16 protein-coding genes, 1 pseudogene and 2 other annotated features are annotated in these 16,987 nt (G+C 37.0%); all 17 genes and pseudogenes read right to left on the bottom strand.

Annotated elements, in window-relative coordinates; genetic code table 11:
* Nucleotides 1-10: 10 nt before the first annotated feature.
* Nucleotides 11-385, bottom strand: a complete 375-nt coding sequence (locus THEXY_RS05310) for a cell division protein ZapA (protein WP_013787806.1) — start codon at nucleotides 383-385, stop codon at nucleotides 11-13.
* 97 nt (nucleotides 386-482) lie between these two features.
* Nucleotides 483-2,864, bottom strand: a complete 2,382-nt coding sequence (gene pheT / locus THEXY_RS05305) for a phenylalanine--tRNA ligase subunit beta (protein WP_013787805.1) — start codon at nucleotides 2,862-2,864, stop codon at nucleotides 483-485.
* Between the two features lie 12 nt (nucleotides 2,865-2,876).
* Complete coding sequence (pheS, locus tag THEXY_RS05300; protein WP_013787804.1) at nucleotides 2,877-3,896, bottom strand: phenylalanine--tRNA ligase subunit alpha; 1,020 nt, start codon at nucleotides 3,894-3,896, stop codon at nucleotides 2,877-2,879.
* A 48-nt stretch (nucleotides 3,897-3,944) separates the two neighbouring features.
* Nucleotides 3,945-4,159, bottom strand: a binding site (T-box leader).
* A gap of 33 nt (nucleotides 4,160-4,192) precedes the next feature.
* A complete protein-coding gene (gene rlmB, locus THEXY_RS05295; protein WP_013787803.1) occupies nucleotides 4,193-4,963 on the bottom strand; it encodes a 23S rRNA (guanosine(2251)-2'-O)-methyltransferase RlmB in 771 nt (256 codons plus the stop codon).
* 55 nt (nucleotides 4,964-5,018) lie between these two features.
* Entirely contained in the window at nucleotides 5,019-5,378 is a 360-nt protein-coding gene (gene rplT / locus THEXY_RS05290) for a 50S ribosomal protein L20 (RefSeq protein ID WP_013787802.1), read from the bottom strand.
* A 19-nt stretch (nucleotides 5,379-5,397) separates the two neighbouring features.
* Nucleotides 5,398-5,595, bottom strand: coding sequence for a 50S ribosomal protein L35 (gene rpmI / locus THEXY_RS05285; RefSeq protein WP_013787801.1), 198 nt, complete (start codon nucleotides 5,593-5,595; stop codon nucleotides 5,398-5,400).
* Between the two features lie 17 nt (nucleotides 5,596-5,612).
* Nucleotides 5,613-6,125, bottom strand: coding sequence for a translation initiation factor IF-3 (gene infC / locus THEXY_RS05280; RefSeq protein WP_013787800.1), 513 nt, complete (start codon nucleotides 6,123-6,125; stop codon nucleotides 5,613-5,615).
* A 21-nt stretch (nucleotides 6,126-6,146) separates the two neighbouring features.
* Nucleotides 6,147-6,259: a sequence feature (ribosomal protein L20 leader region), on the bottom strand.
* 122 nt (nucleotides 6,260-6,381) lie between these two features.
* Complete coding sequence (locus tag THEXY_RS05275; protein ID WP_013787799.1) at nucleotides 6,382-7,428, bottom strand: chorismate synthase; 1,047 nt, start codon at nucleotides 7,426-7,428, stop codon at nucleotides 6,382-6,384.
* A 1-nt stretch (nucleotide 7,429) separates the two neighbouring features.
* Nucleotides 7,430-8,671, bottom strand: a complete 1,242-nt coding sequence (locus tag THEXY_RS05270) for an MFS transporter (protein WP_041592218.1) — start codon at nucleotides 8,669-8,671, stop codon at nucleotides 7,430-7,432.
* A 101-nt stretch (nucleotides 8,672-8,772) separates the two neighbouring features.
* Entirely contained in the window at nucleotides 8,773-10,677 is a 1,905-nt protein-coding gene (gene thrS, locus THEXY_RS05265; protein WP_013787797.1) for a threonine--tRNA ligase, read from the bottom strand.
* Between the two features lie 278 nt (nucleotides 10,678-10,955).
* Nucleotides 10,956-11,555 (bottom strand): DUF445 domain-containing protein, encoded by a 600-nt coding sequence (locus THEXY_RS05260; protein ID WP_013787796.1) that lies wholly within the window; start codon nucleotides 11,553-11,555, stop codon nucleotides 10,956-10,958.
* A gap of 77 nt (nucleotides 11,556-11,632) precedes the next feature.
* On the bottom strand, nucleotides 11,633-12,508 hold the full coding sequence (gene ytxC / locus THEXY_RS05255) for a putative sporulation protein YtxC (protein WP_013787795.1): 876 nt from the start codon (nucleotides 12,506-12,508) through the stop codon (nucleotides 11,633-11,635).
* 54 nt (nucleotides 12,509-12,562) lie between these two features.
* Nucleotides 12,563-13,297 (bottom strand): DUF6873 family GME fold protein, encoded by a 735-nt coding sequence (locus THEXY_RS05250; RefSeq protein WP_013787794.1) that lies wholly within the window; start codon nucleotides 13,295-13,297, stop codon nucleotides 12,563-12,565.
* Between the two features lie 42 nt (nucleotides 13,298-13,339).
* Nucleotides 13,340-14,302, bottom strand: a complete 963-nt coding sequence (locus THEXY_RS05245; protein WP_049781446.1) for a GGDEF domain-containing response regulator — start codon at nucleotides 14,300-14,302, stop codon at nucleotides 13,340-13,342.
* A 214-nt stretch (nucleotides 14,303-14,516) separates the two neighbouring features.
* Nucleotides 14,517-14,612, bottom strand: a pseudogene (locus THEXY_RS12540) (family 1 glycosylhydrolase); the annotation flags it as partial.
* A gap of 118 nt (nucleotides 14,613-14,730) precedes the next feature.
* Nucleotides 14,731-14,934, bottom strand: a complete 204-nt coding sequence (locus THEXY_RS05240) for a 4Fe-4S binding protein (protein ID WP_013787791.1) — start codon at nucleotides 14,932-14,934, stop codon at nucleotides 14,731-14,733.
* Nucleotides 14,935-15,050: 116 nt separating this feature from the next.
* Entirely contained in the window at nucleotides 15,051-16,892 is a 1,842-nt protein-coding gene (gene asnB, locus THEXY_RS05235; RefSeq protein ID WP_013787790.1) for an asparagine synthase (glutamine-hydrolyzing), read from the bottom strand.
* Nucleotides 16,893-16,987: the final 95 nt, after the last annotated feature.

Raw genomic sequence — 16,987 nt, 5'->3', positions numbered from 1 at the left:
TTAATAGATTTTAACCAACATCGTCAAATGTATTTATGTATTCCTCCAACTCTTCTCTGGCTGCTTTTAATTCTTCTTTCAGCTTTTCAACTTCTTCTGTTAATTCTTCTATCCTTTCGTCATCAGCACTTAACCTTGATTTTAGCGATACAATCTCTTTTTTTAAGGCACTGTTTTCTTCCCTCGAGATAAAAAGCTCATCAGCTATATTAAGGGCCGATAAAACAAGCACCATCTGATTTGAAAGCCTATTGTAACTGCCGGAAATACCTGATATTACACCGTTTAAATGTTCTGTCAATCTGAGTATATAATCTTCAGGATAATCTGTCTTCAATATGTACTCATTGCCATTTATATTTACCGTTATCTTCCTAATTTCCATTAGAACATCCCCTCAAACCAAGCATTACTTTATTTATTTCTACAAATCTTTTCGATTTCCTCCTTTATGAAGAAAAAAAGACCAATCCGGTCTTTTTTTATCTTAATTGCGCTCCAAGTTCCTCATTCAGACTCATTACTATTTTGTCGTGGACTTTGCTTACTTCCTCGTCTGTCAAAGTCTTGTCGTACGATCTGTACCAAATTGAAAATGCCACGCTTTTTTTGCCATCAGGAATATTTTCACCTTCGTACACGTCAAACAATTTAACATCATCTACAAGTTTCCCGCCAACTTTTCTTATGACACTTTCTATATCTGCTACAAATGTGTTTTTATCCACCAAGACAGCTATATCCCTTTCAACGGCTGGATATTTTGGCAGCGGCTTGTAGACTTTCTCGTCGTTTGCATGCTTAAACAAAAGCTCAAGGTTTACCTCTGCGACGTAAACCCTCTTATTTATATCGTAGTTTTCTGCAACATCAGGGCTTAATTCGCCAAATACGCATATCTTTTCATCCTCTACAATGACATCAGCAGATCTTCCTGGATGATATGCAGGGTTTTGACTTCTTACGTATTTGACATTCTTGATGTTGAGAACGTCTAAAAGTTCTTCAACCACACCCTTAATCGTCAGAAAATCCACATCCTGTCCATACATGGCAATTATACCGCTTTTTATCTCTGTCGGAAGTTCTTCTACAGGCAGCGATTTCGGTATAAATACCCTCGATATTTCAAATGCTTTAAATTCTGGGACTTTGCGGCTGTAATTTGTGTAAGCCACGTTTAGCATGAATGGCAAAAGCGTCGTTCTCATGTAAGCCTGATCCTCTCCAAGCGGATTCATTATCTTGACAGCATTCCTCAAATAGCTGTCATCAGGCAAATTTATCCTGTCTAAATCCTTCATGCCCATAAATGACGTTGTTATGACTTCATTTAATCCGCAGGACAAAAATACATCCTTTACGGTATCTTCCAGTTTTTGTTCTCTTGTCTTAACACCTGCTGTAATCTGAGTTCCTTTTAAGAGGGTATCTTCTATGTTGTTGTAGCCGTACATTCTCCCGATTTCTTCCGCAATATCTGCTTCACCGTCAATATCACTTCTAAATGCTGGCACCTTCACTATCAAATTTTCTCCATCGCAGATGGCGCCAAAATCTAAAAATGAAAGTATTTCCTTCATTTCTTGGCAAGACAGATTTGTTCCTAAAAGCTTGTTTATTCTTTCATATCGCACACTTAAGACTTTCTCAGTTACAGGTTTTGGATATACGTCTAAAAGCCCTTCTAAAATCTCTCCGCCGCTTAATTCAGCCATAAGCTGTGCTGCTCTATTGCAGGCCAAAACCGTAATCTCTGGATCAAGCCCCTTCTCAAACCTTGACGATGCTTCACTTCTAAGCCCCAGTTTTCTCGATGTATATCGTATATTGCTGCCTTTAAAATTGGCGCTTTCTATCAATATGTTTATTGTATCATCTGTTATTTCAGTATTTTGACCACCCATAACACCAGCTAAGCCTATAGCCCTTTCCTCATCTGCGATTACAAGCATATCCCTATCTAAAATCCTCTCTTTGTCATCGAGAGTTGTAAGCTTTTCGCCTTCTTTTGCCCTTCTTACAATAATATGCCTGTTTTTGACTTTATCTAAGTCAAAAGCATGTAGAGGCTGTCCCAACTCCATCATAACGTAATTTGTCACATCTACTATGTTGTTTATGGGTCTTATGCCTGCTTTTAACAACCTCATTTGCATCCACATAGGCGATGGACCTATTTTCGCATTTCTTATCACCCTGGCAACATACCTGAAACACAAATCATCTGCTTCAACTGTGACAGTAGCTGGATTTTTGTCGTCAACTTCGTTTATTTTAACTTCAGGCATACTGTAGCTTTTTCTGTACGTGGCTGCGGCCTCTCTTGCAATTCCAACTACCGAAAGACAGTCAGGCCTATTTGGCGTTATTTCAAATTCTATTACATCATCCAATTCAAGGACCTTTCTCACATCCTCACCTAAGGGGAGCTCAGGCAGGATAAATATGCCATTTCTTTGGTATTCCGGAAGCAAGCTTTCGTCTAATCCCAATTCTTTGGCAGAGCACATCATTCCATTTGATTCAACACCTCTTAATTTACCTTTTTTTATCTTTACGCCGCCAGGAAGTGTTGAACCGTGCAGTGCGACAGGAATATAATCACCAACTTTGATATTTTGAGCACCTGTCACTATCTGCAATTTTTCTTCCCCTACATCTACGATTCCTATTTGAAGTTTATTGGCATCAGGATGTTTTTCTAAAGATACAATCTTTCCTATCACTACATTTTTTATTTCTTCTCCGTAACTTTTTATAGTCTCCACCTTTGAACCTGACATCGTAAGATCGTCAGCCAATTTTTTTGCATCAACAGACAAATCTACGTAGTCTTTTAACCATGAATACGATATTAGCATGTCTTAACCTCCTTAAAACTGTTTAATAAAGCGTAGGTCATTTTCGTAAAGAAGACGCAAATCGTCTATCCCATATTTTAACATAGTTATCCTGTCAAGTCCCATCCCAAATGCAAAGCCTGAATACTTCTCAGGATCGATTCCAGACATCCTAAGCACATTCGGGTGAACCATGCCAGATCCTAATATCTCAATCCACCCGGAATATCCACAGACTCTGCAGCCTTTTCCGCCACACGCAAAGCACGATACGTCCATTTCTGCACTTGGCTCAGTAAAAGGAAAATAGTGAGGCCTGAATTTAGTCTTTGTATCAGAGCCAAAAAGCCTTTTGGCAAATAGATTTAACACGCCTTTCAAATCTCCCATCGTTATTCCTTCATCAACTGCCAATCCTTCTATCTGATTGAATACAGGAGAATGTGTTGCATCTATTTCGTCTGACCTGTAAACTCGCCCCGGTGATATGACTTTTATAGGCGGTTTGCTTTTTTCCATCGTCCTGACCTGTACAGGCGATGTCTGCGTCCTAAGCAAAATATTTTTGGTAATGTAGAAAGTATCCTGCAAGTCCCTGGCCGGATGATCAGGCGGAGTATTTAAAGCCTCAAAATTGTAGTAATCAAGCTCGATTTCAGGCCCTTCGGCGATAGAAAATCCAAGCCCTAAAAATATGTCCTTTATTTCATCTAAAACTTTTGTCATAGGATGTTTGTGGCCTATCTCATGGACTTTTCCAGGCAATGTTATGTCTAAATATTCGCTTTTTATTTTTTTCTCTTTTTCCTGTCGCAACACTTCTTCTCTTTTTTGAGTAAGCTCTTTTTCGATCTCTTCTCTTACCTCGTTTGAGATTTTGCCAACAATAGGCCTTTCGTCAGGTGATAGGCTTCCCATACCTCTCAATATCTTTGTGAGTTCGCCTTTTTTCCCTAAATATTTAACCCTTATCTCATCAAGTGTCTTTAAACTTTCCGCAGATGATAGCTCTTTTTTGGCTTCTTCAAGTAGACTTCTCAATGTCTCTTCCAAAGAAATACTCTCCTTTCTTTCATAAATATAATAAAAAAACTCCATCTTAAAAAGGACGGAGATATGACCGTGGTACCACCTAATTTGGCTAAAAGCCCACTCATTTTGATGTAACGGATATAAACCGGTTATGCCTACTATCAGTTCAGCACACTGCTTAAGAGGGAACTTCCACTACGCAGTACCAACAATGCTCTCAGTCTACGGCATCGCCTCCCTGTCGCACTTAAGCGTAATGTACTTTACTCTTTCATCGCATTTTTCTTTATTTTTTCGAATATTATATCATCTTTATGCTATTTTATCAATCTCTGCCTCTCTGATTCATAAAGGCAAATAGACGCTGCTACAGATACATTTAAAGATTCCGCCATGCCATCCATAGGTATCTTAAAGGAACTATCTATGAATTCATCTAAAAGCCTATTTACACCTCTTGACTCATTTCCAAAAATCAGTGCTGCATTTTTTGAAATATCAAAATCGTATATGTACTTTTCTGCTTTAAGACTTGTAGATAAAATTCTTATGCCATGTTTCTTAAGTACATGAAAAAGCCTTGAAGGCTCTACATCATTTACAACAGGTAAGTGAAATATGGAGCCCATAGTGGACCGCAAGACTTTAGGATTGTATATATCTACAGTATTATTTATAGCAAAGACGCCATCTACATTAAATGCATCTGCAGACCTTATTATGGTTCCTACGTTGCCTGGATCTTGTACTTCGTCAAGTATCACGTAGAAGCCGCCTTCTTTGACAATGTCATTCACTTCCCACTTAGGCATCTTGACAACAGCCATAATCATCTGTGGAGCGACAGTGTCAGAAATCTTCTTAAATACCTTTTCATCCACAAAGACTATCTTTTCTTTTTCAATCTGAAAGTCTATATTAAAATCTTCTGCAACCAGCAGGTGTACAATTTCAAAGCCGCTTTTTAATGCTTCAAAAACGCTGTTTTTGCCTTCTACAAAAAACAACCTTTTCTCATATCTGTATTTCTTATCCGCTAACTTTTTTACATCCTTTATAAACTCATTTTTTTCGCTTGTTATGACCATTTGACATTCACTATCCTGTATATAGGTTAAAACCCGGCATGTACCGGGTATAAGATTATGCATTCAGTTGTTGCTTTGCTATGTTAACCAATTCTGCAAATGCTTTGTTGTCGTGTATAGCCATTTCTGATAACATCTTTCTATTTATCTCTATATTGGCCTTTTTAAGTCCGTTTATAAACCTGCTATAAGAAATACCATTTGCTCTTGCTGCAGCGTTAATTCTGGCAATCCACAACTTCCTGAAATCTCTCTTTCTTAATTTCCTTCCAATGTATGCATAATTAAGTGACTTCATTACAGCTTGGTTGGCTACTCTGAAAAGTTTGCTTTTTGCACCATAGTAGCCTTTAGCAAGTTTTAATATTTTTTTATGTCTTTTTCTCGTAACTTTTCCTGATTTTACCCTCGACATTTTTATACCTCCTAATTATTTACGCATAAGGAATCAAGCGCTTTATGTTCTTTGCATCGACACCACTTAAATACGCTATCTTTCTCAAGTTTCTCTTAGTTTTTCTAGTCTTTTTCGTAAGTATATGCCTCTTAAAAGCTTTTGATCTTTTTACTTTACCGGTTTTTGTAAGAGCGAATCTTTTTGCAGCTCCGCTGTGTGTTTTCATTTTTGGCATTTTCGTATCCTCCTCAATTAAACGTTTTTAGGTGCTAATATCATCATTAAATTTCTGCCCTCCATGTTTGGGGCCTTCTCAACATTACCGTATTCCTCTAAGCTTTTTGCAAATCTATTTAATAGTTCTTCGGCAAGATTTGTGTGTGAAGCTTCCCTGCCTCTGAATCTTATCGTCACTTTTACTTTATCTCCGTCTTTTAAGAACTTCATGGCACTTTTGACTTTAACGCCAAAGTCGTGTTCTTCAATCGCTGGAGTCATCCTTATCTCCTTTATGTTGATGACTTTCTGCTTCTTTTTAGATTCTTTCTCTTTCTTGCTTTGTTCATACCTGTATTTTCCGAAGTCCATTAATTTGCATACTGGTGGATTTGCCTGTGGTGCAATCTTAACCAGATCGATGTGCCTTTCTAAAGCAATTTTGTATGCCTCTTTTGCTGACATTATACCTAATTGATTACCATCTTGATCAATGAGGCGCACTTCCTTATCTCTAATTTCCTCATTAACCTGCAGCTCCTTGTTAATAAATACGCACCTCCTAAAATATTACAAAAAATAAAACGGGTATAAACCCGCTTCTTTTTTGGCTAAAACAACATTTTACTTTAAACCTGACACCTGCGGTGAAAGGTGAGAAGCGGGTGCTTCTACTTTAAACACAAGTTAAATTATAGCACAACTTATCATCTCAGTCAATACCCTTCTCGACATAATATCAATACTTTTCAACGATGTTCTCTTTCGGTTTCTCCTGTTTCGGCTCTACCTTCTCGACATAATATCAATACTTTTCAACTCTTTTCATATACATATTAAAGTTTTCTATCATATCATGCAAGGAATCTCCGCTAAATTTTTTAGTTACTTCATCGGCTATAGTCCACGCACATACAGCTTCTAATACAACTGCAGCAGCTTCAACAGCAGTCACATCTGAACGCTCATATGTGGCTTTCACTTCTTCCTTCGAATCTATATCGACAGACGTAAGAGGCTTTCTCAGAGTTGGTATGGGTTTCATATAAGCTCTCAAAACTATTGGCATACCGTTGGAAATGCCACCTTCAATTCCACCTGCGTTGTTGGTCTTTCTGTAAAAATGCCCATCGTAAAATATCTCGTCGTGAACTGAAGACCCCTTTTGCCTCGCCGACATAAATCCCATACCGATTTCCACCCCTTTTATGGCTTGAACACTCATGACGCTATAAGATAAAAGGGCGTCCAGTTTGCGATCCCATTGAACATGACTGCCTAAACCTATTGGCACACCGTCTATAGTAATTTCGATCACACCGCCTAACGTATCCCCTTCATTTTTAGCTTCATCTATAAGCGCAGGCCACTTTTCTCTATCTCTTTCTCCACCTATCTCCAATATATCGCTTTTTACCACTATGCCAAAGTTTTTAAGAAGCAATTTTGCTACAGCTCCAACAGATACTCTCGCTGCAGTTTCCCTTGCACTGGCTCTTTCCAAAACATCCCTCATGTCTTTTAGATCATATTTGATGGCACCAGATAGATCAGCATGGCCTGGTCTGGGTCTGGTCACTCTCGGCACATCTTTTCCCTTCCAATTTTCATAATCAAGGTTTCTAATGAGAATGGAAAGCGGTGCACCAATTGTCAAATTGTTTCTGACTCCACCTAAGATGTGGACAACATCGCTTTCAATAGACATCCTGCCGCCTCTACCGTAGCCAGATTGCCTTCTTTTAAGCTCATTATTTATAAAATCCAAATCTATAAACAAATTTGATGGCAAACCCTCGATAATCGCAACAAGCGCTTCTCCATGGGTCTCTCCAGATGTTAAATACCTCAAATCATACTCCCCCTTTGCTTAATACAGTTTTTTCAGGTTTATATAATGCAACAGCAAAAAGCAATACGCTGGACAAGACTCTCAATACTGTCGTAACATACATGAATGTCTCATATCCCACAATTTCATAAAACCACGTTCCAGCAATAGGCGATAAAAAAGCCGCAAACTGAGTAACAATGGTATAGATGGCAATGTAATTCATCTTTTCCTTATGGTCAGGCAATAGTTCTAAAAGCCAGTTTAAAGATAGCATCGTATATCCTGCCGTAGCCATACCGCCAAAAAAATCTATTACAGCACCTACATAGAGGCTTGTAACTTTAGCCCACAGTGCTGGAATTGTCGATATAAGCAGGGTGCTTATGCTTAATGCAATGCCATTTCCTTTTCTATCCGCAAGATTCGCCCACCACTTATAGGTTATTATAGATCCTACTGAGCCTACAATCGTAGAAATGCTCATCCACATGTTGTTAGCGTGTAGATCGTCGACTTTGTAAATGGTAAATATAGGCCATGCCATCATCCACGTGAAAGTGAATATGAAAGATGCAAGGCTAAAATAAATAAACTTTCTCGATTGCATCATAGTTTTTAGCGAATCTAAAATAGACGCTGAAGCTTCTTTTTTATGTGACACGTAGTGAAACTTTGAGTAATAATAGGCGTCAAGTATCCCAAACAAAAATGCTATAAAAAACATTATCTGGTACCCGTATGGAAACTTGATTCTGTCCAAAAGTATGCCTGTTATGAATACTGCTGCTGTACCTAACACACCTGTCCAGATATTTCTATCCGCAAAGACTTTGCCGCGAAACTCCTCAGGTATCAAATCACTCATAAATGACTGCCAACACATTCCTGCGACAATAGCCGGCAAATTCAATAGTCCAACAAATAAGACCACCGCTTCAGGCCTAAACTTGCTCATAAACGGAACTAATGCAACTAAAAGATAAAAACTCCTTGTAATGTACTCTAAAACGTAAGCAAATTTAAAGACATTTTTAGCTCTATTTATAAAGATTGTGGCAGGCAGTATCCCAATCAAAGCCATAAGGGCTGGAAGAGAATTAATAAGAGATACTTCGTAGTTGTTGGCACCCAATTTTATAGCGAATATGCCTACAAATGGCATAATCATGTTGTAACCTATAGAAAATGTTATGCCATTTAGCAGATTCATTTTTATGTTGTAGTTAAGATATTTGTAGACCTCCCTATTTTTAGTCGTAATTATTCCCCCCAATAAAACACTACATATTTAGATTACCATTTTTTATTTCGTCAATCAAGGTAGTAGAATGTCCACCAATTCAAGCTTGGTGGACATTTCTTTTAGAGGGACTTTTGCTTAATCTCTTCCAAAATGGATGATAAAAATTCTTGCAACGACTTAGAGCCAAGATCTCCTTCTTTTCTGGACCTTACAGAAACATTTCCCGCTTCTACTTCCTTATCGCCTAATATAAGCATGTAAGGTATTTTTTGCATCTGTGCTTCTCTTATCTTGTAGCCTATTTTCTCATTTCTATCATCAAGCTCAACCCTTATGTCATTTTCCAATAGCCTTTCATGAATATTCTGTGCATAAGCCAAGTGCTTATCAGAAATCGGGAGTATTTTTACCTGTACAGGAGCAAGCCATGTAGGAAAAGCACCGGCAAAGTTTTCTGTGAGAATCGCTATAAACCTTTCTATGCTGCCAAATACCACCCTGTGCAGCATGACAGGTCTATGCTTTTCTCCATCGTCGCCGACGTATTCGCAGTTAAATCTTTCAGGCATCTGAAAATCCAACTGTATCGTTCCACACTGCCATGTACGTCCTATACTATCCTTCAGATGGAAGTCGATCTTAGGACCGTAAAAGGCTCCATCGCCTTCATTCACTTTATAATTGAGCCCTATATGCTCCATAGCCTTTATTAAAGCATTTGTTGCCAATTCCCAGTCTTCATCAGAGCCTATAGAATTCTCTGGCCTTGTAGAAAGCTCAACAAAATACTCAAATCCAAATATCTTGTAGAAGTAATCGATAAGTTTGATGACGCCCAGAATTTCTGATTCCACCTGATCTGGCGTCATAAACAAATGGGCATCGTCCTGCGTGAAACTCCTCACTCTCATCAGCCCATGGAGAGCACCTGATAATTCATGCCTGTGAACAAGCCCCAGTTCGCAAAGCCTAAGTGGCAGATCTCTGTAACTATGCATAGTTGAATTGTACACAAGCAAAGCACCTGGACAATTCATTGGTTTAATAGCATAATCTTCATCATCAATCTTTGTAAAGTACATATTTTCTTTGTAGTGATCCCAATGGCCTGATCTGTGCCACAGCTCTTCGTTTAAAATTATTGGCGTCTTAATTTCCTGATAGCCTCTTTTTGCGTGTTCTTTTCTCCAAAAATCTTCTAATATATTTCTTAAGATCATTCCCTTTGGATGGAAAAACGGAAAACCTGGCCCTTCATTATGGATGCTGAAAAGATCCAATTCCTTTCCCAATTTCCTGTGGTCTCTTTTTTTAGCTTCCTCAAGCATATTTAAGTATTCATCTAACATGCTTTTCTTAGGAAAGCTTATGCCATATATTCTTTGCAGCATCTTGTTGCGCTCATCGCCTCTCCAGTAAGCACCTGCTACCGAAAGGAGTTTTATGGATTTAACCATGCCTGTTGATGGCAAATGAGGCCCTGCGCAAAGGTCTGTAAATTCGCCTTGTCTGTAAAAAGATATTGTGGCATCCTGCGGCAAATCCTTAATAAGCTCAACTTTGTAAGGTTCACCTTTCTCTTCCATGAATTTTATAGCTTCCTCTCTTGGAAGCACAAACCTCTCAAGCTTTAAATCTTCCTTAATAATCTTATTCATCTCGTCTTCTATCTTAGAAAAATCATCAACTGTAAAAGGTTCATCAACATCAAAATCGTAGTAAAAACCATTGTCAATGGCAGGGCCTATCGTAAGCTTCACATTTTTATAAAGCCTTTTAATAGCCTGTGCCATTATATGTGATGAAGTGTGCCAGTATATCTTTTTTCCATCCTCATCATCAAAAGTCAAGATTTCCAGCTTGCCGTCTTCGTTTATTGGTGTAAACAGCTCCACAATTCTGCCATTTAATTTGCCACCAAGTGCTTCTTTAGCAAGCTTCTGGCTTAGACTTTTAGCGATTTCATATACGCTTATGCCACTTTCATATTCTCTTTCTGTTCCATCTTTAAGTATTATTTTCATATCTTGTCCTCCTTTTTAAATTTAAATAAAAGAACCTCACGCCAAAAGAGGCAGAGGTTCTGCGGTTCCACTCTCATTTATACTCTAAATTATAACGGAATTACCGATCGGATTCATCACCCGCAGCTTAGAGGTGGTCTTCGATACCAAAAATATTTGAATGATTTCAGCCTACGTCATTCAATCTCTTTGATATTTTTAGATATCTACTTTCCTCATCATCGCCAAAATATTGATTTTTTTCTATTATATAATTGATATACTGACTTGTCAATATTCTACAGAAGCCTTACCACAAATGCCTGTAAAATGCCGATTACAAAACCTAAAACCCCGCCTAAAATTACAATCATCTTTAATTCTTTATTAGAAACATCCAGTATAATCTTCTCCAGCTTTTCAAGCTCAAAAAGTTTTATCTTCTCCTCAACTATTTCTGCTATGCCAATCTTTTCTGACATATCGTTTAGCATCGTAGCTGCAGATTCATCCAAAAACTTCTCTGCTTCTTTGCTTACAATCCCAACTACATAATTTACTATCATCGATTTTAATGATTTCGGTATAAATGAAGGAATATTCTTCTCAACTGTAGAATCAACGTCGTCTAATATCTTCTTTATTATATAATTGCGATTGTCCGTATTCAAAAGCTTATCCAATATGTCGTCCATCGATACAAGTTCGTCTTCCACTACTTTTCCTATTGATGACGCTATCTCATCTCTCCTTCTTGGTATAAGCCCTTGAATAGAAATGCCAAAAATTTTTACAGGCTTTATCGGTCTAAAAAGCATGACGACAGCAATGTAATTTGTTATCCATCCAATAGCAGCACCCACAACGCCTAAAAACATCATTTGTAGAAAAAAATGCATTAGATCACCTCAACAAAATAAGCTACATATATAATAACAGATTTTACTCAATAATAAAACCCAGCCTAAGCTGGGCATTATTTCCTTGCCTCATTTATCGTACATAAGCTGCAACCATTGCATATAAACACTTTGTTTGAAAATATTTTTTCAACAGTATCAAATACATCTTTACTTTTTATATTTTCCAACGAATGTATATATATCTTAGAAGGCGCCATTGCAATGAGTGTGCTTATAAGCATATCATCATCTGTCAATTCTCCTCCTGTAAATTCAATTGTTATATCGCTTAAAAATTTTCCTGTTATAGGTTTTTTTTCTTTATCGTAAAATAAAAATTTTCCGCTTTTATCAACGAGGATGTTAAGAACATCTATTTTGGAGTCCTGAAGTTCTACAAAATACTTTAATAGCCCGATAAATTCATCGTATTCCTTTTGCATCATGTATTCATCAACCGCTCTATCCACTACCTCACTTAACTCGCCAATAAAATCCCTTAACCTGAAATTGACAAACCCTTCTATGTCAATAGTCTCATTGTCCTTTAAGAAATCCTCTATTTCCTCAAAAATTCTTTCTTTCTTAACTAATTTGAATGTCTCTCTATTTACATCGTTATCTAAAATACCTCTCGCTATGTTTTCAATCTTTCGCTTCTCATCAGAATCAAAATAGTAATAGTATTTATCTATAATCCTTTTTATCAACTTCTTATCGATCTGATTGACTATTACATCAGAAATCATATCAGATACATGCTCTTTTATTTTAGCTATATTTTTACTCGAAACTCTATCCTCTACGTCTATATTAAAAAAAGTAATGTTACCACGATTATCTAAATTTACAGTAAAATCTAACCCTTTATTTTTCATATATTCTAATTCATTGTTAAAAACACTGCCACTTAATAAAGCATTTGGGATACCGATAGACAAAAGCTGCATTTTTCTCACTCCCTTCGTTAGTAGTATGTGCTTTTAAGTCTTTTCTTTGCATCATCAGTAGAGTGGAATAATGGAACCTATGTCTTTTACTTCACCAGATGACAAAAAAATTATTTCTTTGTTTTTATATTTCAAAAAATCAATTATTTTCTTGTATTCGTTGTGATATCTTAAATCTCCAGCAACGCAAAAAACATCTTTATCTATAAGTCCAGACGCTCCTCCTATAAATCCATAATCAAATCCATCAAGCTTTATACAGCCTTGTTCAATCAAAAGGCAGTCAAACCCTTCTTTAGAAGCCGTCTTATAAATACCTGCGTCCGATGTTATAAAACTTATATTGTCCACAATTGCTATATTGCACTTGGTGTATCCTTGCTTAACGTGTATAAATTTCACTCCTTTTTTCTCTAATACTCCCCTTAATACTGGATCAGTATACTTCAAATTATGAAAAGCATAATCGCCTAATCTTGCTACATTATATGCTATATTGTCAGGATAGTTTCTACCTAGTACAGTCTTTCCAAATATTACATCCAAATTTAAGTCTTTGATTTTTTTAACAAAGTTTCCATTAATATCAGGTGCTAAAACTACCTGACCGTCACCTACATTATGCATTATTATATCTGGATGATATGATATGGCTTCGTAGAGAGAACTATGTCTTTCTGTCATTACGACTTCTATTCCTATCTTTTTCAATGAATTAGCTACATCACAATGCCTTCCATCGACGACGACACACCGTACTTTTTTGTCAGGTACATAAGGATTTTTCAAAAATAAAACCTCCTAAAAAAAATCAGCATACCTACCGTATGCCTAACATTTCCTTCTATCTTTTAAGTATTTACTTCCTTCCATAGACTTAAGCTTCCTCTTAATCTCTGCAGCTACTGCACTTATCTGCAGCTCATTATCAAAATTCCTGTTTTCGTTCGTCACAACAGCTATAGATATTGAAACGAATGGAAACCTCTGTATTTCTCCTCGCCTATTGATGACTTCTATATAGCCATTGGCCAAATCCTCATCATCGTAATACCTCTTTATATCCTCATCAAAGGTATTTATTATATAATTGCATATATCATCGATTTTATCTGGAGTAGTTATTATTATAAAGTCATCTCCGCCTATATGCCCTAAAAAATCGTTGGGATTTCCACATTTAAAAAGGGCATCTTTCAAAATCCTGGCTGTCTGCCTTATTATTTTATCGCCACGTGAAAATCCGTAGTAATCATTAAATGACTTAAAATTATCCAAGTCTATGTACAAAACGGCGTACAAGAGCCCATTTTTTATGCGCCTTCTTATCTCATACTTTATGTCAATATTGCCTCTAAGTCCTGTAAGTGGATTGGCCATTCTATTGTGCTCGATCCTCTGAAACAGATTTTTCACTTGTGCAAGAAGTTCTTTTTCATTAAATGGCTTTGTTATGTAGGCATCAGCGCCTAACTCCAACCCGTGCAGTTTCTCTTCATAATTGTCACTGGATGTCAAAAGTATTACAGGCACCAATTGATTTTCTTCTTCATCCCTCAATATTCTAAGTAAGTCAAATCCACTAAGACCAGGCATGACTACATCAAGTATGACCATATCCGGCAAAATACGTCTATACAACTTTAAAGCCTCATCACCATCTTGTGACTCGTAAATTTTATACCCGGCACTGCCTAAAATGTTTTTTAAAATAGTCCTGCTTAGCTTATCATCATCAACGATCAATATACTTTTTTCATTCACATTACTTCCCCCAAAATCTTTTTCACCCATAATAAATTATATTTAAGACTTGTAAGAATGATTCGCTCCAAATGCAAATAAAAAATAATAACCAATATATTACATCACTAATAAATTATAATATTGAAGAAGGCAATAGTCAATAAAATATAAGAAAAATGGCAGGTTTGATGCTCTGCCATAATCGACTTTTGCAAATTTACCAAAATACTCCACCATATCTTGTTGATACCTGCCTTTAGATAATAGACATAGTCCTGCCATCCTCGTTGTAAGCACCTTCAACTTGATGCGAAGCCGTAGCCACGCCAAACAAAAAATCTTTGCTAAAGTCTGACATTTCACATCCTCCCATAAATTATCTATTACAATTATACCATATATTTACTATTAATAAAAAGAAAATAGACAAAAAAAATACAGGTATATACCTTTCGTACATACCCTTTCTAAATATACTATGCGTTTACTAATTTTATAGCGCCATGCGGGCAATACCTTGTGCAGACGCCGCATCCAGTGCACTTTTCTTTATCAACATTTATCTCTACTTGAAACAAGCCCTTTCTTGACAACTTAAATGCGCCAAACTTGCAACTGTGGCTTGCTGGGCAAAACGGTGATCTATCGCATATTTCTTGATCTACATATGCATACCTCATATCATTTCCTCCTTTAGTCTATCAATATTTTATTATACCCCCCTACTGTAGTAGGGTTGTCTGTATACATTATACTTGTCTTTCGCTTTATTTGTCAAGATATTTTTATAGATCATCTATAAAATTCTTATCTTGTACTTTAAAAGCCATTCATTTACTTGTATAAGGTATGCATATAACTGAGGACCACCCATAAGTTGAGAAAACCATGCTGGGTCGTAATCTTTCGCATCAGTATCTATGAGATTTTGCACTTCATTTTTGTTGACTAATTGTAAAATCGGTGAAGACGGATCGTCAATAATCCTTTGAAGCCAACTTTTTACCTTCTCTTTAAAAACCGGATTATGTGTCTTAGGATATGGACTTTTTTTCCTTTCTACTACTATATCAGGTATATATCCTCTTAACGATTCTCTCAAAAGGCCTTTCTCTCTGTTGTGGAGATTTTTCATATCCCACGGAATATTCCAGACATACTCCACTATCCTATGATCCAAAAACGGTACCCTGACTTCAAGACCTGACGCCATGCTCATCCTATCCATCCTATCCAGAAGCATGGAAAGAAATCTCGTCTGGTTTAGATAAAATATCTCTCTCATACGAGAAGATGCTTTATCTTCTCCTGAAAGCTTAGGTACTTCCCTTAATGCTTCATTGTACCGATCGTTTAAGTACTCTGTTGGACGGATCTTTTTTACAACGTCTTTAGATAAAAGATTCATTCTTTTTTCAACCATTCTTATCCATGGAAAAGTACCTGACTCGATGGCAGCTTTATTTCTAAACCATGGATAGCCTCCAAACACTTCATCAGCACCTTCACCTGACAGTGCGACTTTTACATCCTTTTTGACTTCTCTCAAAAATAAGTACAAAGACGAATCAACATCAGCCATTCCCGGCAAATCGCGGGCATAAAGAGCAGGTAATAGGGCATCTGCCAGTTCTTCATTATCTACATAGACATAATTATGAGCCGTATATATTTCTTTTGAAACAGCTTCAACTAAATCTGAATCGCTGTTTGGCTGAAATTGATTTGGTTTAAAGTATTTATCGTTTCCAATGTAATCTACCGAATATGTTATAAGCTTGCTGCCTAATTTCTTTAACTTTTCATTGGCAAAGGCAGAAACCGCAGTAGAGTCTAATCCACCAGAAAGCAACGAGCACAGCGGCACATCTGAAACAAGCTGACGCTTTGAGGCATCATCTAAAAGATACCGAATTTTTTCCATCGTAATTTTAAGGTCATCTTCATGGTCTTTACTTACCAATGACCAATATCTCTCAATTTTTATTCCGCCTTTGTTAAACGTAAGAGAATGGCCCGGCTTTAACTCATATATGTCACGAAAAATGCCAATCCCCGGCGTCCTGGTAGGACCCATGACAAAAATCTCTGCAAGTCCTTCTTCATCCACTTCGGCCTGAACGTATGGATGTGCTAAAATCGCTTTGATTTCCGAGCCGAAAATGAGAGAACCATTCTTATAAGTATAAAAAAGAGGTTTAACACCTATCCTATCCCTTGAAAGAAAAAGCTTATTCTCATAATCATCCCATACCGCAAATGCATATATGCCATTTAACTTGTGGACACAATCACTTCCCCATTCGATGTATGAAGTCAACAAAACTTCTGTATCTGAATGACCATTGAATTTGTAACCTAACGACCTAAGCTCATCTCTTATTTCCTCCGTATTGTACAATTCGCCATTGTATATTATCACGTACTTTCTCTCGCCAAACTCTTTAATCATTGGCTGTTCACCGCCCTCAGGGTCAATTACTATAAGCCTTGTCTGTGCAAAACCACAATGGGTCGAAAACCATGTACCCCAGCTATCAGGTCCTCTATTCCTAAGTCTTTCTCCCATTGCAACTACTATGTTTTTCCTATTTATCACTTCTTCATCAAAGCTTACCCATCCTGCTATTCCGCACATCGTATCAGCCCCTTTCGAAATAATAATAAGGGTAGCCATATTGATTGATATTGAATTTCATCTGTTTGTAGTATATGTAGAAAGGGTAAAAATGT

This window comes from Thermoanaerobacterium xylanolyticum LX-11 (assembly GCF_000189775.2).
In the GTDB taxonomy this organism is placed as follows: domain Bacteria; phylum Bacillota; class Thermoanaerobacteria; order Thermoanaerobacterales; family Thermoanaerobacteraceae; genus Thermoanaerobacterium; species Thermoanaerobacterium thermosulfurigenes.
The sequence above is the reverse complement of the archived record's forward strand: the minus strand, read 5'-3'. Positions and strand labels throughout refer to the sequence as shown.

What these genes read in the sequence shown, in the direction of transcription:
- THEXY_RS05240 (WP_013787791.1), bottom strand. Translation starts at nt 14,934, where the DNA reads ATGAGGTATGCATATGTAGATCAAGAAATATGCGATAGATCACCGTTT.
- asnB (WP_013787790.1), bottom strand. Translation starts at nt 16,892, where the DNA reads ATGTGCGGAATAGCAGGATGGGTAAGCTTTGATGAAGAAGTGATAAAT.
- ytxC (WP_013787795.1), bottom strand. Translation starts at nt 12,508, where the DNA reads ATGCAGCTTTTGTCTATCGGTATCCCAAATGCTTTATTAAGTGGCAGT.
- rplT (WP_013787802.1), bottom strand. Translation starts at nt 5,378, where the DNA reads ATGTCGAGGGTAAAATCAGGAAAAGTTACGAGAAAAAGACATAAAAAA.
- rpmI (WP_013787801.1), bottom strand. Translation starts at nt 5,595, where the DNA reads ATGCCAAAAATGAAAACACACAGCGGAGCTGCAAAAAGATTCGCTCTT.
- pheT (WP_013787805.1), bottom strand. Translation starts at nt 2,864, where the DNA reads ATGCTAATATCGTATTCATGGTTAAAAGACTACGTAGATTTGTCTGTT.
- THEXY_RS05260 (WP_013787796.1), bottom strand. Translation starts at nt 11,555, where the DNA reads ATGCATTTTTTTCTACAAATGATGTTTTTAGGCGTTGTGGGTGCTGCT.
- rlmB (WP_013787803.1), bottom strand. Translation starts at nt 4,963, where the DNA reads ATGGTCATAACAAGCGAAAAAAATGAGTTTATAAAGGATGTAAAAAAG.
- THEXY_RS05245 (WP_049781446.1), bottom strand. Translation starts at nt 14,302, where the DNA reads ATGGGTGAAAAAGATTTTGGGGGAAGTAATGTGAATGAAAAAAGTATA.
- thrS (WP_013787797.1), bottom strand. Translation starts at nt 10,677, where the DNA reads ATGAAAATAATACTTAAAGATGGAACAGAAAGAGAATATGAAAGTGGC.
- THEXY_RS05310 (WP_013787806.1), bottom strand. Translation starts at nt 385, where the DNA reads ATGGAAATTAGGAAGATAACGGTAAATATAAATGGCAATGAGTACATA.